17 protein-coding genes are annotated in these 23,835 nt (G+C 34.4%); 3 read left to right on the top strand and 14 right to left on the bottom strand.

The annotated features are described in order from the left end of the window. Nucleotides 1–291: 291 nt before the first annotated feature. The 7 genes from BM120_RS05170 to purR form a co-directional block, all read right to left on the bottom strand. Nucleotides 292–1,389, bottom strand: coding sequence for a peptidylprolyl isomerase (locus tag BM120_RS05170; RefSeq protein WP_091993840.1), 1,098 nt, complete (start codon nt 1,387–1,389; stop codon nt 292–294). Next, nucleotides 1,390–4,797: a transcription-repair coupling factor gene (gene mfd, locus BM120_RS05175; protein WP_091993842.1), complete on the bottom strand. Its 3,408-nt coding sequence runs from the start codon at nt 4,795–4,797 to the stop codon at nt 1,390–1,392. Nucleotides 4,798–4,809: 12 nt separating this feature from the next. Beyond that, entirely contained in the window at nt 4,810–5,370 is a 561-nt protein-coding gene (gene pth, locus BM120_RS05180; RefSeq protein ID WP_091993843.1) for an aminoacyl-tRNA hydrolase, read from the bottom strand. Nucleotides 5,371–5,386: 16 nt separating this feature from the next. Further along, nucleotides 5,387–6,001 carry a prepilin peptidase gene (locus BM120_RS05185; protein WP_091993845.1) on the bottom strand — a complete coding sequence of 205 codons (615 nt, stop codon included), beginning with the start codon at nt 5,999–6,001 and terminating at the stop codon, nt 5,387–5,389. 17 nt (nt 6,002–6,018) lie between these two features. Next, nucleotides 6,019–7,245, bottom strand: coding sequence for a type IV pilus twitching motility protein PilT (locus BM120_RS05190; protein WP_177187374.1), 1,227 nt, complete (start codon nt 7,243–7,245; stop codon nt 6,019–6,021). Between the two features lie 110 nt (nt 7,246–7,355). Then, entirely contained in the window at nt 7,356–8,066 is a 711-nt protein-coding gene (locus tag BM120_RS05195) for a pentapeptide repeat-containing protein (protein WP_242941565.1), read from the bottom strand. 168 nt (nt 8,067–8,234) lie between these two features. Continuing rightward, entirely contained in the window at nt 8,235–9,062 is an 828-nt protein-coding gene (purR, locus tag BM120_RS05200; RefSeq protein WP_091993848.1) for a pur operon repressor, read from the bottom strand. A gap of 344 nt (nt 9,063–9,406) precedes the next feature. On the opposite strand from purR, the gene murC reads away from it, so the two are divergent. Together murC and BM120_RS05210 are read left to right on the top strand one after the other, a co-directional pair. After that, the gene (murC, locus tag BM120_RS05205) at nt 9,407–10,756 is read left to right on the top strand and encodes a UDP-N-acetylmuramate--L-alanine ligase (RefSeq protein ID WP_091993849.1); all 1,350 of its coding nucleotides are present in this window, start codon (nt 9,407–9,409) and stop codon (nt 10,754–10,756) included. 300 nt (nt 10,757–11,056) lie between these two features. Beyond that, nucleotides 11,057–11,287 (top strand): hypothetical protein, encoded by a 231-nt coding sequence (locus BM120_RS05210; protein ID WP_091993851.1) that lies wholly within the window; start codon nt 11,057–11,059, stop codon nt 11,285–11,287. A gap of 58 nt (nt 11,288–11,345) precedes the next feature. On the opposite strand, the gene BM120_RS05215 is transcribed toward BM120_RS05210, so the two are convergent. The 5 genes from BM120_RS05215 to BM120_RS05235 all read right to left on the bottom strand — a co-directional run bounded on the left by BM120_RS05215 (nt 11,346) and on the right by BM120_RS05235 (nt 17,161). Beyond that, nucleotides 11,346–12,749, bottom strand: coding sequence for an alanine/glycine:cation symporter family protein (locus tag BM120_RS05215; protein WP_091993853.1), 1,404 nt, complete (start codon nt 12,747–12,749; stop codon nt 11,346–11,348). Nucleotides 12,750–13,293: 544 nt separating this feature from the next. Beyond that, nucleotides 13,294–14,607 carry an SPFH domain-containing protein gene (locus BM120_RS05220; protein WP_091993854.1) on the bottom strand — a complete coding sequence of 438 codons (1,314 nt, stop codon included), beginning with the start codon at nt 14,605–14,607 and terminating at the stop codon, nt 13,294–13,296. Nucleotides 14,608–14,656: 49 nt separating this feature from the next. Further along, nucleotides 14,657–15,514, bottom strand: coding sequence for a TPM domain-containing protein (locus BM120_RS05225; protein ID WP_177187375.1), 858 nt, complete (start codon nt 15,512–15,514; stop codon nt 14,657–14,659). 12 nt (nt 15,515–15,526) lie between these two features. Beyond that, entirely contained in the window at nt 15,527–16,687 is a 1,161-nt protein-coding gene (locus BM120_RS05230) for a TFIIB-type zinc ribbon-containing protein (protein WP_091993857.1), read from the bottom strand. A gap of 33 nt (nt 16,688–16,720) precedes the next feature. Beyond that, nucleotides 16,721–17,161, bottom strand: coding sequence for an NUDIX hydrolase (locus BM120_RS05235; protein WP_242941566.1), 441 nt, complete (start codon nt 17,159–17,161; stop codon nt 16,721–16,723). A 151-nt stretch (nt 17,162–17,312) separates the two neighbouring features. Between BM120_RS05235 and BM120_RS05240 the strand changes: the two genes are divergently transcribed. Next, nucleotides 17,313–18,674, top strand: a complete 1,362-nt coding sequence (locus BM120_RS05240) for an MATE family efflux transporter (protein ID WP_091993861.1) — start codon at nt 17,313–17,315, stop codon at nt 18,672–18,674. 71 nt (nt 18,675–18,745) lie between these two features. Here the strand turns inward: BM120_RS05240 and BM120_RS05245 are convergent, their stop codons facing one another. Together BM120_RS05245 and purD are read right to left on the bottom strand one after the other, a co-directional pair. Beyond that, complete coding sequence (locus BM120_RS05245; protein WP_091993862.1) at nt 18,746–22,528, bottom strand: phosphoribosylformylglycinamidine synthase; 3,783 nt, start codon at nt 22,526–22,528, stop codon at nt 18,746–18,748. Beyond that, on the bottom strand, nt 22,521–23,780 hold the full coding sequence (purD, locus tag BM120_RS05250; protein ID WP_091993864.1) for a phosphoribosylamine--glycine ligase: 1,260 nt from the start codon (nt 23,778–23,780) through the stop codon (nt 22,521–22,523). Before purD ends, BM120_RS05245 begins: the two co-directional genes overlap by 8 nt. Nucleotides 23,781–23,835: the final 55 nt, after the last annotated feature.

Here is a 23,835-nt window from a genome sequence, read left to right on the forward strand (position 1 = left end):
AAATAAAAATCAAGCGATTTAAGATAATCTTACGCTTTATTAATAAATTCTTAAAAATTTATTAATAATTTCTTTTAATACTATAAATTTTCTTAAAAATTCACTCACATTTTACATGCTATTAAATTTTTAAATATTTGCAATATAAAAGTCCTCTAATTTCATTTTCGACAAAATTACAGAGCATAAAAGCATAAAAAAAGAACTCACAATATCCGTATTATTAGTACTCGGAATATGTGAATCCTTTTCAACAAAATCAACACAAATGTGTTCTCACTTTAACTTTTATTATTTGTCTTCAGATTTCTTTTCAGTTGCTTTGCTGTCAGTTGATTTACTGTCAGTTGATTTACTGTCAGTTGATTTAGAATCAGTTGTAGACTTGTCATCGGTAGTAGTTGATTTCTTCACTTCTACAAATTTAATATCCTTTATCTTATCTTCATATTTTTCAACTGTAGAGCTTTCCTGAATCTTCTTTATCAATTCTTGTGTCCTCGTCTGTGTCAATTCTGATTTAAGCTCATTCTTGACATCATTATATTTTGAAGTCACTTTTTTGTTCACCTTGATTATATGATATCCATACTGAGATGCTACTGGCTTTGAAATTTCTCCTTCCTTTAAAGAAAAAGCCACTTCCTCAAATTCTTTTACCATTTTGCCTTTGCCAAATTCTCCAAGACTTCCACCATTTTGAGCTGAGCCTGGATCTGCTGAATTCTCCTTTGCTAGCTTTGCAAAATCAGCACCATTTTTCAACTGGCTGTATAATTCATCTGCTTTCTTCTTAACCTCTGCCTTTTTCTCTTCCGTCATTGGTTTCCCACTAGCATCAGTAGTCGAAAGAAGTATATGAGATGCATCTACCTTTTCTTTATTCTTTTCATAGTATTCATTTAACTCAGTTTCTGTTGGCTCTGCCTTCTTGGCAACATACTTGCTAAATGCTGTCATTATTGCAGCCTGTTCTCCATATTTCTTTAGTGCCTCCTCAGTCAAGCCATCCTTGTCAAATGACGCTTTTTTTGTCTTGTCTGCCAAGGTTTTTTTTAAGTTGTCATTAAATTGCTTCAGCTGAGCTTCATCTGCCTTTATGTTATTTTTTTCAGCATAATTTAAAACAATTCTACTTTGAACCATCTGGTTAAGTACATTGGCTTTAATTGAATTTTGGAAATCTGGATTTTGCTTTTCAACCTGCTCCCATACCTTATCTCCATATTGCTGCTCCATTGCCCATTTGTTGAATTTTAGATTTTCTTCAAACTCCTGCTTAGCTATAGGCTTCCCATCTACTAATGCAACAGCATCCTTTGTGCTTGAACAAGCAACTGATACAAATCCAATTGCAACGGCTGTTACCACTGATAATAATTTTTTCACTTATTTTCCTCCTGTAATTTGTTTATTTTTTTGTTTATTATATAATCCCTCTAATATTACTTCTAACTCTGATACAATTTCATTACCCATTATTTCCTTTGTTTCGTATTTTGTTAGCGGATTTAGAAAGATAATATTCTTAACCTGTTTTACTTTTTCTATTTTCAAGCTCTTACATAAAGATTTGATATATGCGATGTTTAATAAAGCCTGTGTTTCCTTTGGAATATCGGAGAACCTATCCTCCAGCTCCTCCTGAACATCATACATATCTTCCTTTGAATCTATTGCTGCAATTTTTTTATACATTTCCAATTTTATGATTTCATCTTCAATGTACGCTGAAGGAATATAGGCGCTGACATTAAGTTCAATTTCAACATCAATGCTTTCCTCGATGTCCTCACCCTTAATTTTTGAAATCGCGTCATTTAACATTTTAACATACAATTCGTAACCAATAACAGCCATATGTCCATGCTGTTGTGAGCCCAAAACATCTCCAGCCCCTCTGATTTCCAAATCTCTCATTGCAATCTTAAATCCTGATCCAAATTCAGTAAACTCTTTGATAGCCTTTAATCTTTTTTCTGAGACCTCACTTAAAGCCTTATTCCTTTCATACATCAAATATGCATAGCCCTGTCTTGTACTTCTACCAACTCTACCTCTCAGCTGATATAATTGCGAAAGACCCATTTTATCGGCATCATAAATAATCATTGTATTGGCATTTGCTATATCCATACCAGTTTCAATTATCGTTGTACATACCAGTACATCAAACTCCTTTGACAAGAATGACAATATTGTATTTTCTAGCTGATTTGATGACATTCTTCCGTGCGCAACCCCCACCCTTGCATCAGGAACAAGTCTTCTTATTCTTGATGCCAATTCCTCAATTCCTTCAACTCTGTTATATACAAAAAATACCTGTCCGCCTCTTGCCAGCTCTCTATAAATTTCATCTTGTATAATACTGTCCTTTGCTTCCGTAACATACGTCATTACGGGATATCTTTCGAGTGGAGGCTCTTCCAAAATACTCATATCACGAATACCACTCAATGACATATGCAACGTCCTCGGTATTGGAGTTGCAGATAAGGTCAGTACATCGACATTTTCTTTTATCTTCTTCAGGGTTTCCTTGTGTCTAACCCCGAATCGCTGTTCTTCATCAATAACAACCAATCCCAGCTTTGGCATATCTAAATCCTTCGAAACTAATCTGTGTGTACCTATTAAAACATCTACAAGCCCCTTGTTGGCATCCTCGATTATATCTTTTTGTTGCTTCGGAGTTCTAAATCTGCTCAAAACCTCAACCCTTATCGGATATTCCTCAAATCTTTCTGAAAATGTGTTGAAATGTTGCTGTGCCAATATGGTAGTAGGAACCAAAATTGCAACCTGCTTTCCATCCATGACAGCTTTAAATGCAGCACGTATGGCTATTTCAGTCTTTCCATAGCCAACATCTCCACAAATCAATCTATCCATCACTCTCGATGATTCCATATCCTTCTTAGTTTCCTTGATTGCTTTTAGCTGGTCATCTGTTTCCTGAAATGGAAATTTATCTTCAAATTCCTTTTGCCAAACTGTATCCTTAGAAAATTTATATCCTTTACGATTTTCTCTTTTGGCATATAGCTCGACCAACTCCTTAGTCATATCGTCGATTTGCCTTTTGACCTTTGCCTTTGCCTTTGTCCATTCATGGCTTCCAAGCTTGTTAAGCTTAACCTTTTCGATATCACTACCAATATATTTCTGAATCTTGTCCATTTGATCGATAGGCACGTACAAATTGTCGCCTCCCTGGTAAACAACCTTCAAATAATCTTTTTTGATGTTATTTACGCTCAGCTGTTCAATTCCAGTGTACTTACCAATACCACTGCTTTCGTGAACAACATAGTCACCAATCTTTAGCTCAAGGAAAGACTCAATCTTTTTCGCATTTTCCTTTTTCTTTTTCTTCTTCGTTCCAGATTTATTCACACCGATTATTTCCTTATCAGTGATAATCTGAAATTTTATATTCGTATATTGGAAGCCTTTACGAATATTAGAGCTGATAACTATAATTTGAGATGTCTTGATTTCCATCTTCTTCATATTGGAAAAAATGGCTTCAATTCCGTTTTCATTGAGTATAGACGTGAGCTTTTTAGCTCTATCAGTACTTCCAGTGGCAATAATCATCTTGTACCCAGAATGTCTCAGCCTTTTCAATTCCTCTACAAAGTAGTCAATTCTTCCACCATAGCTGGGCAATTCTCTACTGTCTGTGTCGAATGAATACTTGATGTTTAATCCACTATTTTGCTTCGATAAAAGTGAATTAAATATCACTTTTCTTTCTCTTGCGTAATAGAAAATATCATCAAGTGAATACATCAGCTTCCCTTGAGATTTCACAGCCAAGCCTCTTTCCAGATTCATAGTATAGCTCTCTCTGAACTCAGACAATATATTTTTAGTCCTTTCTCTAAATCTATTGATATCATCTATAAAAATGATAGAATCATCAGTTAGATACTCAAAAATACTTTCATCCTGACCCTCATAAAGATAGTCGATATAATTTTCCACGCCATCAAAGTATTCTTTATTCTCAATTTTCTCAGCATTTCTATACACGTCTGAATCAGTCAAAGCAGTGAATTCCTTTCGCAGCTTAGCTACTGCTTCAGCCACGTCCTCTGGATAAATAAAATCTCTTGAAGGTGTTATTTTTAGGGATTTCATCTTTTCTATAGATTTTTGAGAAAAAACATCAAACTGTCTAATAGAATCAATTTCATCATCAAAAAACTCTATTCTAATAGGAAAATCATAATTTAATGTGAAAACATCGAAAATTCCACCCCTCATACTAAATTGTCCAAATCCCTCAACCTTTGAAACACGCTTATACCCCAAATACACCAATTTTTTCATCAATTCTTCTATATTTACAGACTGACCCTCTCTCAAATTAAATATATTGTCAGTCAGCATTTTTTTCGGTATATATTTTCTACAAACTGCTTCAGTATGGGTTACAACAATGATTTTGTCACCCTTTAGCATACTCATATATGTTTTTAATTTCCTGGCATCCGCCTTTCTATCCCTAGCATCAAGACTATAAAAAAGAATATCATTCGACGATAAAAAATCAATCTTTCCTTTTAAATAAACGCTTAGCTCATCGAAAATATTTTTTGCTTCATACTCTGTATTTGCAACGTACAAAATCGGTTTGTTTGTGTTTTTAAATATGGAATACACAAAATGAGATTTGGAGGCTGGAACTAGTCCATTAATTTGAACATTTCCCTCACCATCCAATGATTCGATAAATTCCATGTATTTTTTGCTATTTTTTAAAGGATCAACCAAAACATCTTCCACTCTCATCACACCCTAACCATTGTAAATATTCATAGCCTTGTCTATATCAGAATTAATTATTTCATCAATCGTATCCGCAGCCCTTTCAATTGCAGAATCCATATCCAGCTGTTTGTCCTTTGGTACTCTAGACAAAACAAAATCTGCTAAATCTCTTCCTTCCTCCGGCTTTGAAACACCAATTCTTATCCTAGGAAAATCCTGTCTTCCCAAGCACTTAATTATTGATTTCATACCATTATGAGATCCTGCACTACCCTTTTTTCTTATTCTTAGCTTTCCAATATCCAAATCTATATCATCATACAACACAATCACATTTCCGATATCGACCTTATAGAATTGAAATGCACTCAAAACAGCTTCACCACTCAAATTCATATATGTTTGAGGCTTTACAAGAACAACCCTTTCAGCTCCGATTCTACCTTCGCCGATCAATGATTTGTGTTTTATCTTTGTAACACTGATATTATGTCTTTTTGACAAAAAATCTATAGCATCAAATCCGGCATTATGCCTTGTATGCTCATACCTTTTACCCGGATTTCCAAGCCCTATAATTATATACATATTTTCTTAATCCTTCCTAAATCGAAATTATTACGATAGCTGCAATAGAAATAAACGGAGTAAATGAAATCATTCCATCTCCGCAATCATTTTTAACAAGCTTCGGAATACAATAAACAGCTGCAATTACAAACGACAGGAAAAACACAAGCACTGCTTCTTTTATATTCAGAAAGCTCCCGACAAGTAAAAAATACAGCACATCACCCATACCAATCGATTTTGAAGCCAAATATAGTATTGACGTAATCACAAAAAGAGTGGACATTCCACTAAAAATCGAAATAAAATACTCCACATCCGAAAATCCATTAAATATAATTATTGCTATCTCTATTATTATAGCATTAATAATGTCTTCATCGTACACATTTTTTTCGAATGCGTCAATTAATGTTATCAAGATTACAAAAGGAATAAAAAATATCAGCCTATATAATGATAATATATCATCAATGTAGACGACAGACGCAAAAACAGACATATTTAATAGAATAAACAAGCTTACCCTTTGATTCAATGTAAAGGTGTAGCCTCTAAGGTACATTTTTTTGTCGATATAAATCATAAAAAGTACTGAGGTTATAAAAAAATATTCTAGTTTTAATATAGTAGAAGCTGTAATTTCCATAGCCGTTAACACCTCTTCTACAATTGATGAATATTATATCTATTTTTAATCAGCTTATCATCAATACAATTCGACAAAACTGATTCCATTGATATTTTCTTTTCTTCATAGAGCTTGATTAAATAATTATCCATTGTTGTCATACCCTTTGAACTATTGGTCAAAATATAATTTGTCAATTGACTAAGTCTTCCCTCTCTTATCATATTAGAGGATGATTTATAGTTTAGCATTATCTCGAAAGCTCCTATTCTACCAAGCTTTAAACCTGATCTCAAATTTTTCTTTCCATCTCCTATTTTTATCAGCTGCTGCGAAACTATCCCCTTTAAAACCAAAGAAAGCTGCGTTCTCGCAATTTCTTTTTCCCTTGAATCATACAAATCCATAATTCTCTCTATGGTGGCGATAGCTCCCAATGTATGAAGTGTGCAAATACATAGATGACCTGTTTCAGCCGCTCGCATTGCGATATTTAGACTTTCCCTGTCTCTAATTTCTCCGATCACGATAACATCAGGATCCTGCCTTAAGGAAGATATAAGAGCCTGACTAAAGCATGATGAATCTTCTCCTATCTCTCTTTGACTTATGATTGATTTTTTATTAGAAAAAACAAATTCAATAGGATCCTCAATCATAATGACATGCTTTTTTAACGTAAGATTTATTTGTTCAACCATGGCTGCCAGAGTCGTGCTTTTTCCGGATCCTGTAGGTCCAGTTATCAAAACCAGCCCACTTTTAAATTTACACATTTTTTTTAATATAGGAGGAAGCTTTAGCTCGTCAATCGATTTTATCCTACCTTGAATTTTTCTTAATACTACACAGAATCGTCCACATGACAAAAACAAATTTCCCCTATACCTATATTTCCCCAGTTCAAATGCAAAATCCGTCTCATTTACCTTATCGATGCTATCAAAAACAGATTTCCTGCCAATTGTATCAAAGAAATTCTTTATATCCTCTTTATCAACAAAATACTCTGTTTTTTCAATTTCTCCATGAATTCTACAATAAATGAACTCATTTTCTTTTATGTGTATATCGGAAAAATCATAAACACTTGAGCTCGTCGATTCTCTTACCCCATATCGATTCACAGAATAATTATCAATAAATATTTCTCCCTCTGACACAGATAGTTCAAATTTTAATAAAAAATCTGCAATTTTATTCACAACATCACCGCTTTCAACAAAAATATTCGCCTGTATATTCTGATGAATCAGGCTCAAAATATTATAGACAAATTTGACGAGGTAATATCTTAATCTGAGTAATTTTGTTGAAATAGTTTCCAATAATTTCCTTATTATTTCACACGAACGAACTTACATTCTAGCTTCTACATATATCCCAAGGCTTCCTCAAAGGTCATCCAAAAATGTATTCCATAAGAAGAATCCAACCACCTATCTTCGTGATAAGAATTTGCATATACCATCTCACCGAGCCTATATATAAAGCTTTCATCTACAAAAGATACGGCTTCATCAAAGCATACTTTTCGTTCAATATCAGTGATTTCAACCACCTTCGCCTTATCACATCTACATGCTGTGGTGGTCGATGAGCATCGCTTCGCATCCTTTGGAATCAACAGCTTTACCATTCTGTCATTGAAGCATTTTTTATATCCGAAAAAATAGCCTTCCTTCGGGCAATGTATATCAAAATGTATTGTATTTTCGGTGTATTTCAATCCATTCAGCTTTGCTCCTACTAGTAATGCCTCAGTAAAATCAACACCATCGCAATATGTATTTTCCATATTGCAGCCTCTTAAATCCACACCAAAAAGGCTAGCAAAATCTAGCCTAGCCTCTTTTAAATTTGAAGCTGTGAATTTAGAATGGTTGAATACAGCTTTGGACATATTACATCTCTCAAAATTTACGTTTTTGAAATTTGACCAGGAAAAATCAATTCCGCTCAAATCCATGTCGGATAAATCTTCATCTTCAATCATAATTTTATTAAAAGAATAAATACCCTCCGCACAATTTTTCCTGTTTGCCAACATTTCAATCAGTTCGTTTTTAGATATCCTTTTCATATAATCACCTCTATAGATTCTCAAGTCACCATTCATACTTATCAATTACTCTCAATACTATTAATATTCCTTTTTGCATTATTACTCACTATTAATCACTGAGTAATAATATAGCTTTTCGTTTTTTACATTAACCTATATACCTGTAATTAAAAGTCCTTAAATATATTAATCTCTATATTCATGATTAAAAGTCTTTAAATTTGGATGAACAATAATCTTATCACCAACTGTATCCAATTCAAGAAGTGAAATATAGTTTGAAACTAATTTATTTTCTGGCTTCATTGTAGAAATAAATACTCCTGTTCCCACAACCTCTGCCTCAAATTCCTTCATCAGCTCTGTCATACCCTTTATAGTTCCGCCTCCACGCATAAAATCATCAATTATTATAACCTTACTGCCTGCTTTTAAAGCCTTACTTGGCAAGCTCATAGTCTCAATCTTAGATGATGATCCCGTTACATAGGTCATGCTTATTGTTGGACCCTCAGAAACCTTTGTATTTTTTCTTATTATAACCAATGGTAGGTTCATTGCCTTTGCAGTCATCAGTGCCATCGGTATACCTTTTGTCTCCATAGTAACCACACAATCCACCTCTGAATAATCTATATTTGATGCAAATATTTCACCAATTTTATATACTACATTTGGATCGTAAATTAAATCAATCAAATATAAGAATCCACCAGATAATATTCTTCCTTCTTCCTTTATTCTATCACACAATTGACATAGAAATTCCTCATTTTCCTCTTTTGATGTCTTAGGAATATACTTAACTCCTCCTGCTGCACCCGAAATAGTTACAACCTTTCCCAATTGCAGCTTTTCAAAAACATTTTTCACCACTATTAAGTCCTCACTGATGGTTGATTTTGCAGCATTAAACTGCGAGGTAAAAAAGCTAAGTGTGAAAATCTTATTTGGATTATCCGATAGTATTTTTACAATAGCTCCTATTCTTTCATTACGCTTAAATTTATTCATTTTTCCTCCCAATATTTCCAAATAAATACATAAATTATTAATTCTTTTTTTGATATTATTTAAATTAATTATTTTTCTTTCTATAAAAACAAACAAAGCTCTGTTCTTTATGTTATAATATATTCTGTAAACGATTTAATATTATTCTTTGTCTGATGTTTCAGAAATCTTGTTTTTATAGATGAAAATCTATTTGATATTATACACATATCTCAATTAAAACATTTCTGAACATTTATTAATTATAACATATTAAACGTTCATGTTGTATACTTTTTAGCGAATTTTTCAAATTTTATTTTACTTTTTAATTCGCATAAAATAATATGAGAGGTGGATAGTATATGAATATACATTTTATTGGAATTGGTGGAATTAATATGAGTGCATTGGCTGAAATTTGTATCAACAAAGGCTACAATGTATCTGGATCTGATATGCAGGAGTCACACCTAGTTGACAATTTAATAAGCTTGGGAGCTAAAATAACAATCGGTCAGAAAAAAGAAAATATCACAGACGATATAAATCTTGTTGTTTATACTGCCGCAATATCTAATGAAAATGAAGAATTTTTGGCTGCAAAGGAAAAAAATATTCTAATGATAAATAGGGCAGCTTTTTTGGGTCAAATAATGAGAGAGTATAAAAATTCTATTGCAGTTTCAGGTACTCACGGAAAAACCACAACTACTAGTATGCTTTCGACAATTTTTAATTATGCTGAAAAGGACCCTACTATCCTTGTTGGTGGTAATCTTAGCACAATAGGTGGAAATGTTAGAATCGGATCCTCTGAAAACTTTATAACCGAAGCCTGCGAATATGTGGATAGCTTTTTAAGCTTCAATCCATTCATTTCCATCGTATTAAACATTGAAGAGGATCATCTAGATTATTTTTCGGGAATAGAGGAGATAAAGGCTTCTTTTAATAAATTTGGAAAATTGCTTCCAGAGGATGGATATTTCATAGTCAATGGAGATAACGAAAATACAAAGGATATTATGTATGATGTAGATGCTACTATTATAAAATTTGGACAAAAAGACGATAATGACGCAATAATCTCTGAGATAAGATATGATGAGGATGGCTTTGCGATGTTCAAGCTTAACTACAAAGGAGTGAATTTAGGTACATTCGAGCTGTCAGTGTATGGTCTTCACAATGTTTACAATGCAGCTGCAGCCATTATTGCCTCTATCGTATCAAATATTGAGGCTGATGTAATAAAGAAAGCAATCAAAGAATACAAGGGCGTTGGTAGAAGATTTGAAAAAAAGGGATACTTCAAAAACACTTTGGTAGTTGACGATTATGCCCACCATCCAACAGAAGTAAAGGCTACTTTATCTGCAGCTAAGACTTTGAAGAAAAATAAGCTGTGGGTCGTGTTCCAGCCTCATACGTATTCAAGAACAAAAGCATTGCTAAAGGAATTTGCAGAGGCATTTTATTCAGCTGATAAGGTAATTATTACAGATATCTACGCAGCCAGAGAAAAAAATCCCGGAGATATTAGCTCTAAGGATTTGGTTGAAAAGCTATACCACAACAATGTGGATGTGACATATATCCCTACCTTTGAAGAGATTGAAAGCTATCTTAGGAAAAACCTAGAAGCTGATGATTTGATAATAACCTGTGGTGCAGGTCCAATTTATAAAGTTGGAGAGGCCCTTTTAAAGTAATTCAATTCAGATATAACAGGATATATTATATATACTGAGATATACGATATATACTGAGATATATTTTAAAGCTTATTAAATAGGATAAGATATAAAAAAGCCCGTAAGAAGGTCGCAAGCTTAGTCTTACGGGCTTCTATTTTTATAAATTTAATTCAGGTGAAGCATCGGCTCTTTCATATTGAAGCTATATACTATATCAGCTTTAGCTGCAAACATAAAACAAATTGCTCTTGAATTATTATCAAAACTATCGTAATATCAGAGTATATAATTATTTTTTTCTAGGAGAAAAAAGACATGGAGTATAACTTGTTCGACTATATTACAGATGAAAACGACAATTCAATAGATAATTACATAAGAAAAACAGTCATAGAAAAAGATATTTCCATAACTGTTCTTTCTTGTGCATTAAATATATCAGATAAAGAAATGCTTGATATCCTTATATCTCAAGATATTTTAGAGAAGCTAGATTGTATGCAATATGGTGAATTTCTAAGAGTTCTTGAAATATATGAGCTTTAACAAACAATCTTCAGTATGCAGCAGACAGAAAAATTCACCACATAGGTTTTAAAAAAAATTACTTTTGTGGTCTATATCTTTCAGGAAGAGCAGAAATATACTCATCTTCGGAACATCTAATTCTATCAGGGTCTTTAAAGAAATCTTGCACCATTGCTATGACAACCTTGGAAAGAAGTACCAATCCTACTAGGTTCGGAATTGCCATTAATCCATTTAGAGTATCTGATATACTCCAAATTGCCTGCAATCCACCGATTGAACCAACAAAAACCAATGGTATGTATAGTATCCTATAGAATTTTACTGCACCTTTTCCAAAGATATATTGTGTACATTTTTCACCATAATATGACCATCCTAGTATTGTTGAGAATGCAAATAATGCTAAGCCGATAGTCACAATGTATTGTCCGCCGCTAAATCCTGCTTTGAAGGCAGATGATGTAAGAGCAGCACCTTGAAGACCTGAATCCCAAACACCTGTCACTAATACTACAAGAGCTGTCATCGTACATATTACAATCGTATCCATAAAAACCTCAAATACCCCCCACATACCTTGTCTAACAGGATGGTCAGTAGTTGCAGCAGCATGAGCTATAGGAGCGCTACCAAGACCTGCTTCATTGGTAAACACACCTCTGGCAATGCCATTTCTCATCGCTATCATCAATGTTGAACCTGCAAAGCCTCCAGCTGCTGCATGACCTGTAAATGCAGAACTGAATATCAACCCAAAAGCATTTGGAATTTGTCCTATATTCATTATTATTATAGCCAATGCACCTATTATATAAAATAGTGCCATAAATGGAACCAATTTCTCAGTAACTGAACCAATTCTTTTTATTCCACCTAAAATAACTATTCCTGTTAACACCGCCAACACGATTCCAACTAATATAGGATTAACGCCAAAGCTCGCATTCGTAACCTGTGCAATAGAGTTTGACTGAGTCATATTTCCTATACCAAATGAAGCTAGTGCTCCGAACAAAGCAAATAGCTTTGCCAAAGTCCTATTTCCTATCCCCCTCTCAATGTAGTACATAGGACCACCAGAAAATGACCCCTTATCATCTTTAACTCTATAAGTAACTGACAAAATAACTTCAGAAAATTTTGTGGACATTCCCAATAATGCCGATAACCACATCCAAAATACTGCACCTGGACCTCCAACGGATATTGCCAGGGCAACACCGGCAATATTTCCAGTACCAACTGTGGCTGCCAAAGCCGTAGAAACAGCTTGAAAAGCAGTTACTTCTCCATCTCCCTCTGATCCTTTTTTAAATATGTTAAGAAAAGTGCTTTTCATAACATACCCAAATCTTGACAATACAATAAATTTTGTCTTAATACCAAGAAGTAGACCTGTGCCTAGCAATAGAATAAGCATCGGCCAACCCCAAACGATATTACCAATAAACGAATTTACCTCTAAAATTGTCTTCATACCTAAAGCCTCCTTAAAAATATTAACCATTTTTGATTTTTCTTAGCAATTTTCTGTTGAAAATTAAAAAAATACCGAAAATATGATTAAATAATAATCTACACTGATATATTATTACTTTAGTATGAATTTAATATGAAATCAAAAAAACAAATAAAGTCTTACTAATCTAAAAATTATTAAACATTTGTTATAGAGATTTTTTTCACTATTTTTATCATATAATTTTAATTAAATCATGATTAATGCTTAATTATCAAATAAAACCATATTTATTTTTTTTATATTAAATAATGTTAATAATAATTCAAAAGACGATTGTTTGAACAAATAATAAAAATAAATTATTATTTTAAATCAAAAATCGTCTTTTTTAAGCATATATTAGCTTATTTTAATATGAAGCATATTCGAAATTTTGAATCTAAGTGTTTAAATTACATTTAATATGTATTTCTTATGTATATTATATGCTGTATTTATTTCATATTATTATTTAAAGGGCTACTTTTTCAGATACATTTAGAAGCCTCTACTTCATAGGTTATCTCATTGGAGTTCCACATTCTGGACAAAATTTCGGAGCAAGCTCTGAATTTTCCGCCTTCCATCCACAGCTTTTACATTCAAAATTGCTAGCTTCTGGTTTTTTCTCTCCACATTCTGAACAGAATTTTCCTTTATTTGAAGCTCCACATTTCACACAAATCCATCCGTCTTCCTGTCTCCTTGCTCCACATTCTGTACAGAATTTACCTGTAGCATTGTTTCCACATGAACATACCCAAGAATCTGATCCCACACTATTCACATGAGCTTGGGCATTTTGTTCCATTCGTTTTTGTTGCTGAGCTTGACCCATTCCATACAAATCTTGTGCGTTGATTCCACCAGCATTTTGAGCCATACCAAGCCCCATAAAGCCTGTAATAGCACCACCCTGGTTTGATGCCGCAGCCCTCATTGCATCAGCCTGAGCAGTAGTCAATGTAGCAGCTGCCATCGTAGGGTCCTTCATTACTGCAGTTCTCTGAAGAGTCTTTATCATATCTTCATCTTCTTTACTTGCAACGACAGAGTTAACTCCAAAAGAAACTATTTTTATACCACGAAGCTCTGTCCACTTTTTGCTTAAAACTTCATTTAAAGCATCAGCCAGCTCTACTGTATGCCCTGGTAGAGAGCTATATCTAATTCCCATATCTGAAATCTTTGAAAATGCTGGCTGTAAAGCAGTCAGTAATTCACTCTTTAATTGAGCATCTATCTGCTCTCTTTCAAATACTTCACCAACATTTCCAGCTACGTTCGTATAGAAAAGTAACGGATCTACTATTTTATATGAATAAACACCATTACATCTAATTGATATATCGACGTCCAAGCCTATATTTTTATCAACGACTCTGAACGGAACAGGATTTGGAGTTCCATATTTATTATCTACTATTTCCTTCGTATTAATATAGTAAACTCTCTGATCTTTACCGGTATCTCCTCCAAAACCAAACCTTGAAATCATAGCTGAGAATGTATTTCTTACACTGTCTTCTAAATTTCCAGAAAAAATACTAGGCTCAGTCGAGCTATCAAATGTAAAATTACCTGGCTCTGCAGACATTTCTACTATTTTCCCCTGTTCAACTATAATCATACATTGACCATCTGCTACTGCTATTCCACTTCCATTGGAAATAATATTATCATTGCCACGTTTATTTGATGATCTTGAAGTTATTTGCTTTACACCCTTTACAATCAGTGTTTCTGAATCCAATGAATCACAGTAAAAAAACTCTTTCCATTGATCTGCCAAAGTTCCTGATACTGCTCCAATTCCAGCTTTAATTAATCCCATATTTTACCTCCTGCGTTTATATCTAAGCTAATCATATTTTCTAATACCTTTAAAAGCTACCCGAGCTACCTCCACTTATTCCTCCTGATGAATTTCTATGGGTACTACTGCCTCCATCCTCATCATCCATTCTTCTATTTCTAACCAAGCCTGATCTAATATAGTTTTCACTTACCACTCTGGCATCGCTTTGATCTCTTTTCAAATAGCTTGATGCTGTTGTCTGCTTTCTTACAGATTTCATCTGTTGTATTAAACAAAATGCTATGAGTGCAGTTGGAGCTATAGCTACACCAAGGGTGTATGCAATGCTCAATAGAATACTTCTCTTTTTTTTCGGCAAGGTTGACTTATCATAAGGCTTGCCTTGAGTATATTTTTCATAAAAATCAATTACATAATCACCAAATTTTGAAAATGCACCAGAAAAATTATCATCCTTTAAATAAGGTAATACATTATTCATAATATAAGCTTGACCAGCATCCGTAAATGCATTGATTGTTTTTCCATTTGTAGATATAGCCCATTTTCTATCTTTAATAGCTATCAAAAATACCAGTCCATTTCTATTATTATCCTCGCCATATCCGTTCTTGTAGAAGAAATCATCCGCATATTCTGTTGCACTTCTATCATTTAGCGTATTTACTGCAGCAAATATAACATCAGCTCCGTATTTTTTCTTCACATCATTTGATATTTTCTCCAGCTTGCTTTTGACTTCACTTCCCATAACATCGGCTTTATCAAACACTCGTGGCTTGGATGCCAGCTCTGAGCTGCCTTGTGAATAATCCTCCTCTGCAAAAACAGCCATAGGTAATAGCATTACTATCAGCATTGCCAGTGCTGCAATTTTTTTGACTAATTTTATATAAGCATTGTCATTAATAAATTCTCTCATATACATCCCCCCCTATCTCAAAAATATCAATGCACCAATTATAAAAAATATGATAAATGAAATTATTGAAATGATAGAAAGCTTCTTTTTATCTATTGGAAGATCTCCAACAAATTTTCCAGTTTGACCATTCATCGCAAAAATATATTTATTTTTATTCCAAGTGGTATTTAGTATCCACACTGGCATCATAGCATACTTTAAATTTTTATCAGTAACCTCTATATTATGATATTTTGGAGAAACTGAATCGTATCCTACAACTGAATTTCTCAATTCATTCAAAAGCGAGCTTTCAGCTCTAAGCTTGACAGTCGATTCCACTTCATCACTGCTTACATCATATTTATCTGACAAAAATCCAGAAAGATAAATCGATTGGAAATCAACCTTAGCATCGTAATTAAAGGGCTCTATTGACTCCATCAATGTATCATCTAATTTGGATGAACCATCTGCCGGTATTGAATCAAAGACGCACCTTCCCTCTGTTAAGATATCATAAAAATCTGTTTTTATATAATCATATTCAGAATCTGAATAATAGCTAACTATTTCAGCATTAAATACTGCACTCCCTTGAACACAATAATCGTAAACCCAATAAGGTACATATATTCCCTTGATTTCATCAATATGGTTTTCGTCCTTAAATACCTTTGGCAAAAGTATTTTGTTTTTGTAATGTTCAACCAAAGCCTTTTTAGCGGCCTTTTTATCTATTTTAAACGGAATGATAAAATCTGGCTTTAACTGGTTTGACACTCTTCCGGTAAATACAATTTCACTGTCACAGTATGGACATTTCGTTGCAACAGTATTTTCATCACAAAGTAACTCAGCTGCACAGGAATTACACGTATACAAATCAAATTCCTCGTCTATATATTTATCGCCATCTGCTTCAGCCGTATACTCTCCAAATGCACCCTCATCACGACTGCCATTGTCAAACATACCTTCCGCACTACCTTGAGAAATATCAGCATTCAATGATTTTCTGTTATCTTTACCATAAGCTACTGCATCATTTTTAAATTCCTCGGACTTATCAGCAAATGCCTCAACTTCAAATTCAGTACCACAATACGGACAAGAAACCTTCTGTTTTTTGGCATCAAATACAACCGATGCCCCACAAGCCGGACACTTGTGTTCCAAAACTCCACTCATAATTACACCTCCCAAATAAAATAAATAGAATAATTATTGTTTCTCAAATTCCAACGAGTGACTTATCAAAACATCGTTTTTGTAATTTAGTACAAGATTAAAGACTGGTGTTTCCTTCATTATCAGCTTCAAAAATATTTTATCACCCTCCCATAGGTTTAAATCAAATATTCTCTTCTTATCAATCCACTTCAGGTCGCCTTCATCACAAACAGTCATTTCTCCATTAAAATTGTCACAGGTGTATAAATGCATATACTCTGAAGGATTATCGTTATAATTAAATACCACTATACCCCTGAACCTACAGTAGTTTGGTGTATAACCTGTTTCTTCCTTTATCTCTCTCATTATCCCTTCAATCGGTGTTTCTCCGTCTTCCAATTTCCCACCAACACCAATCCATTTACCTTTGTTTATGTCATTTTCCTTTTTAGTTCTATGCAGCATCAAAAACCTATCATCCTTTTCCATGTAACACAAAGTCATTTCCAATATCATCACCTCACTTTATTTTACCATTAATTTAGCTACAAACACCACAAAAATTTTTATCAATACGGCTCAAAAATAGTGTATAATACACTTATTAAAGTATTTTAATACATTTTATGGAGAATAATCTATGAATTCAAAAATATCCTTACCCAAAGCTTCAGCTAAAAACAAAATGGAGGTTATGCCAATTCTTCCATTGATATTAAATATGTCAATACCTCCTCTGTGTTCGATGTTCCTTCAGTACACATACAACTTTGTAGATTGCATATTCGTATCGTGGATTAGTGAAGATGCCTTGACCGCAGTATCTCTCTCATTTCCTATAACGACACTTATGCTGGCTATGTCGATAGGCATTGGAGTTGGAATCAACGTACTGATTTCAAAGAACCTGGGAGGTAAAAATTTTGACGAGGCAAATTCAGTCGTTACACATGGATTATTAATCTCTACAGTATTGGGCATCGTATTAAATTTAATAATACTCCTAATAATAAAGCCGTATTTTAGAGCTATTATTCAAGATTATTCTATATACTCTTTGGCGATAAAATATATGACAATCTGTGCTTTTTTTCAGGTTCCAAATATGATACACATAGCAATTCAGAAAATAATTCAAGGAACTGGAAATATGATTGCACCCATGCTATTTCAAATGGCTGGAGTATTGCTGAATTTCGTCCTGGATCCAATACTAATATTTGGATTTGGTCCTTTTCCAAAAATGGGAGCTGAAGGTGCCGCAATATCAACTGTGCTTGGATACACTCTTTCGATGATGTTGGCATTTTATGTCCTTATCTTTACAAAGCAAAAGGTAAAGATTAAGATAAGGGATTTCAAAATAAATCTGGAAATATTTAAAAGCATAGTTATTCTAGGATTACCATCCTTCATTATGAACGCACTTGGTGCATTTATGGTCTCATTTGCGAATATGTTCCTGATAGTGTATTCAACGACTGCTGTTGCATTTTTTGGTGCATATTTTAAGGCTCAGCAGGTTGTAGTTATGACTGTAAACGGCCTAATTCAGGGATGCATACCAATCATGAGCTTCAACTATGGAGCAAAAAATAAAGATCGGTTACTGGACACCTTTAAAAAAGGAACAATAATTGCAGTACTTTTGATGACATTAGGTGCATTATTATTGGCAGTTTTTCCTAGACAAGTCCTTAAAATCTTTATGGCATCTGATTCCATGATGGAATTGGGCGTTCCAGCTCTTAGAATAATGGTTTGTAGCTATATTTTCAACGGAATATCCACTATGCTTGCATCTCTAATGCAATCAATAGGTCAGGTAAAATATAGTGTATATATTAACCTGTCACGACAGCTAGCTCTACTTATTCCATTTATGTGGATATTTACTAGATTTTGTGGAATTACTGGTGTGTGGATTGCGTTTCCAATTACTGAAATTCTTACATTATTATTTTGCTGGCATATATACAAAAAACAAGAGCGGTGGATGTAATATCCACCAATCTTGCTTTTAATTAAATAAATCAAAGGTAATATGAAATTTATAAAAAGTTATTGTGTGCATTATTTAAAATATTTTACTCCGGACTCAAATAGCTTCTGATCCTTTTTACCAATAATATTTTTCATCACGTATTTTCCTATTCTCTCTGAATGACCCATTTTACCAAAAATTCTTCCATCAACTGATGTAATACCCTCCACAGCAAAATAAGATCCATTTGGATTATGGTCTATATCATAAGTAGCATTGCCTTCATAGTCGACATACTGAGTAGCTATCTGTCCGTTTTCAATTAAAGACTTCATTATATCCTCACTGGCAACAAATTTTCCCTCTCCATGAGAAATGACTATTGAATGAACATCTCCGACTTCATTTGCAGCCAACCAAGGAGACTTATTTGAGGCTATTCTAGTCCTCACTACTTTTGCCTGATGTCTGCCGATATTATTATATGTCAATGTAGGCATATCGGCTGAAGGTGCTTTTATTTCACCATATGGTACTAGTCCGAGCTTTATTAATGCCTGGAATCCATTACAAATACCTATCATCAGACCATCTCTATTATTAAGTAAATTCATTATAGCTTCTTCTATTTTTGGATTTCTAAACACTGTCGCTATAAATTTTGCAGATCCATCTGGTTCATCACCGGCTGAGAATCCTCCTGGAATCATGACTATTTGACTCTTATTTATCTCATCAACCATCATATCTATAGAAGCTTCAATATCGGCATAACTCATATTTCTAAATACTCCAATATGAGCATCTCCTCCAGCTCTTCTGAATGCTCTCGCTGAATCGTATTCACAGTTAGTTCCAGGAAATGCAGGTATGAATATTCTAGGCTTTACTATACTCAAAGAAGCTTTTGATACTTCGCCAATTCTATGATAGCTTATATTTTCAATATCAGAGCTTATAGCTTTTTTTGCTTTTGTTGGGAATATTGGTTCAAGTACTTCCTCTGATATCTGATTAAGTCTTTCGATATCGACTTCTTCGCCAAATATTTCAATGATCGGTAGCTCAATTGTCTTTCCAAGAATCACATAATTTGATCCATCAAGCTGATCTAAATCGGCATCTTCTATTTCAACTATGATGCTTCCATATGATTGCTTGAATAGCTCATCCCTGTCATCAAACAAGTCTGCCACTCCATCATCAAAGCTAAAGCCTATTCTGTTACCAAAAGCCATTTTTACCAATGCCTCGCCGATTCCACCATAGCCCAAGGCATAAGCAGTCAATATTTTTTTATTTTCTATTGCCCTATGTATCACCTCAAAATTTTTCTTCAATAAATCAAAATCTGGGAAAGCATAATCTTTCTGTCCAGCTTCTATTAATACTACTGTACTTCCAGCTTTCTTGAATTCCTGAGTAACAATATTTCCTGCAGCTTGTGTAGTAACAGCAAATGAAACCAATGTAGGCGGAACATCGATGTCCTTGTATGTACCGCTCATACTATCTTTACCACCAATAGCCGGAATTTCAAAATTCGTCTGGGCATAGTATGCTCCCAGTAATGCAGAGAACGGTTTACCCCAACGAACCTTGTCCCTTCCTAGCTTTTCAAAATACTCTTGGAAGGTTAATCTGGCTTTTGAATAATCTCCACCAAGAGCAACAAGCTTTGCCACTGATTCTACAACTGCATTCATCGCACCGTGGAATGTGGACCATTTACCAAGCTTTGGATTATATCCAAATGTCATTATTGAGGATGTATTTGTTTCAGCATCCAAAACTGGAATTTTCGCAACCATACCGTTTGTAGGCGTAGATTGATATTTACCACCAAAAGGCATAACGACAGTATTACCACCTATTGAGTTGTCAAATTTTTCAACCATACCTCTTTGAGAGCATACATTTAGATCTCTCATTGCCGCTTCAAATTTACCCTGAACATCCTCGTAAGAGCTTGTGACTGATGTCAAATCAACATAAGCTGATTCTTCAGGTATTTCAGCCACTTCAATATCGGCTTCTTGCTTTGCCCCATTTGTATCCAAGAAGGATCTCTTAATATTTACAATGTCTTTTCCATTCCATGTCATCCTCAGATAGCCTGTATCAGTTACAGTTGCGACATGAGTTGCCTGCAGGTTTTCCAATCCTGCCAGCTCAATAAATCTGTCCATATTCTCTACGTCTATAGCAACTGCCATTCTTTCTTGAGATTCTGAAATAGCCATCTCTGTACCGTCCAAGCCATCATACTTCTTAGGCACCAAATCAAGATTTATATCCAAGCTTTCTGCAATTTCTCCAATAGCAACAGATACACCACCAGCACCAAAATCATTACATCTCTTAATCATTTTTACTGCCTCAGCATTTCTGAAAAATCTCTGAAGCTTTCTTTCATTTGGAGCATCTCCCTTTTGAACCTCTGCAGATGAAGTCGTAATACTTTCCTCAGAATGCTCCTTTGACGATCCAGTTGCACCACCGCAGCCATCTCTACCAGTCTTTCCGCCAAGTAATATAATAACGTCACCAGCCTCTGGTCTTTTTCTGATTACATTTTCCTTTGGAGCTGCTGCTATAACTGCACCAACCTCCATTCTCTTCGCAACAAAATTTTCATCGTAAACCTCTACAACTTGTCCAGCAGGCAATCCTATTTGATTTCCATAAGAGCTATATCCATTTGCAGCCTCTGTAGTTATTTTCTTTTGCATTAATTTTCCAGGAAGCGTATCTTCAAGCGAAGCTCTTGGATCTGCAGAGCCAGTTACTCTCATTGCTTGATATACATAGCTTCTGCCTGACAATGGATCTCTAATAGCTCCACCAAGACAAGTTGCAGCACCACCAAAAGGTTCTATTTCTGTCGGATGATTGTGTGTTTCATTCTTAAACATCAAAAGATATTCTTCATTTTTGCCATCAATTTCAACATCAATATTTATACTACAAGCATTAATTTCTTCGCTTTCGTCTAAATCTTGAAGCTTACCCTCCTTCTTTAGCTTTTTCATTGCAACAGTTGCCAAATCCATTAGGCAAATATCCTTTTCTCTGTCGCCGTACACATATTTTCTATCTTCAAGATATTTATCATATGTTTCTTTTATCACATCGGTGAATCTGCCTTCTGGTATTTCAACAGATGACAATTTAGTCATAAATGTAGTATGTCTACAGTGATCTGACCAATACGTATCCAGTACCTTTATTTCTGTTATTGTTGGATCTCTCTTTTCATCGTTTCCAAAATACGATTGAACACACTTTAAATCTTCAAGAGTCATCGCCAATCCATACTTTTCAAGAAATTTCAATAACCCATTTTCATCCAGCTTAGAGAACTCATCGATAGTTTCAACCTCTTCGGGCTTTTCGTAAGTAATTTCCAAGGTTTCAGGCTTTTCCAATAAAGCCTCTCTGCTATCTACAGCATTGATTAAATATTTTTTTATTTTAGCGAATTCATCATCAGAAATTCCCTTTTCGATAACTATCACTTTTGAAGAGTTAATATTCGGTCTCTTTCCATCATTTACGATTTCAGCACACATCGAAGCCCAGTCAGCTCTTTGATCATACTGTCCAGGAAGGTACTCAATTGCAAACATTCTTTCATCTCTAATATCCGGAATTTCTTCATAGTACACATTATCCAAATTTGGCTCTGATAGAATAGCTTCTGCAACCCTTCTATAGGCGTTTTCACCGATATTTTCTATATCATATCTATTAATAACTCTTACCTTACCAACCTTTATATGGAGATTATCAGAAATATCATTCCTCATCGCTTGAGATTCCAGATCAAATCCATCCTTCTTTTCTACAAAAACTCTCTTAACATTACTCATAATCTATTCCGATGTCCTTTCTAAAATGCATTCCTTCAAAGCTGATTTTTCCAATGTTTGCGTACACGTTTTTAGCCGCCAATTCTACACTTGCTCCCTTTGAGCAAACTCCGAGAACTCTACCACCATTCGTAACTATGCTTTCGTCAAACCTTTTAGTTCCACTGTGGAATATCACAATACTGTCATCCACATCATTTAATCCCGTTATGACCTTTCCCTTTTCGTAATCCTCAGGATAACCACCAGATGCAAGAACAACACAAGCTGCAGCCTCTTGAGAATACTTTATTTCAATTTCTGAAAGTCTATCTTCAGCTATAGCCATCATTATTTCACTTAGGTCTGTTTCCAATCTCAACAAAACTGATTGAGTCTCTGGATCTCCAAATCTACAATTGTATTCCAATACCTTTTCGCCATTTTCTGTTATCATCAAGCCTACAAAAAGTATTCCTCTAAATTCAAGACCATCTTTTTGGAAGCCTTCTAGTGACTTTATCAAAACCTCATTATACACTTTTTCAGCTAGCTCTCTGCTGTATATAGTGCTTGGAGAAAAAGTACCCATTCCACCGGTGTTCGGTCCTGTTTCCTTCTCAAATACTTTTTTGTGATCCTTTGCACTCTCCATTGGAACAATTGTATTTTTATCAACAAAGGCAAGTATAGATGTTTCAATTCCAGTCAAATACTCTTCAACCACAACAAGATTTCCTGAATCACCAAATTTCTTATCTCTCATAATCATATTTAGAGCATCTATTGCATCTTCTCTGTTTGTTGGAATCACTACACCCTTACCCGCTGCCAAGCCGTCTGCTTTTATCACCACTGGATATCCAAAGCTGTCGATTTCCTCAATTGCTTTATCAATATCTGTATATTCCTTATATTTCGCAGTAGGTATACCATGTCTAACCATAAATTCCTTTGAGAACAGCTTGCTTCCTTCCAATCTGGAGCAGCTTTTATCTGGACCAAAAACTCTCAGCCCTCTTTTTGAAAACTCATCAGATATTCCCATCACCAAAGGAACTTCCGGACCAACAACAGTCAAATCAATATTATGCTCATAGGCAAAATCTGCCAATTTTTCTATTTCCGTATCTTTAATATCAACACATTCTGCAACCGATTCAATCCCTGCATTACCAGGTGCACAGTAAATTTTTTCCACCTGTTTTTCCTGTGATAATTTCCAACAAATTGCGTGCTCTCTTCCACCGCCACCTACGACCAATATCTTCATAAGAAACCTCCGATCCATTAAATATACGATTAGTGTTATTTTCTAAAAAACCAAA

Origin of the sequence: Peptostreptococcus sp. D1 (assembly GCF_900112955.1) — a bacterium.
Classification (GTDB): Bacteria; Bacillota; Clostridia; order Peptostreptococcales; family Peptostreptococcaceae; genus Peptostreptococcus.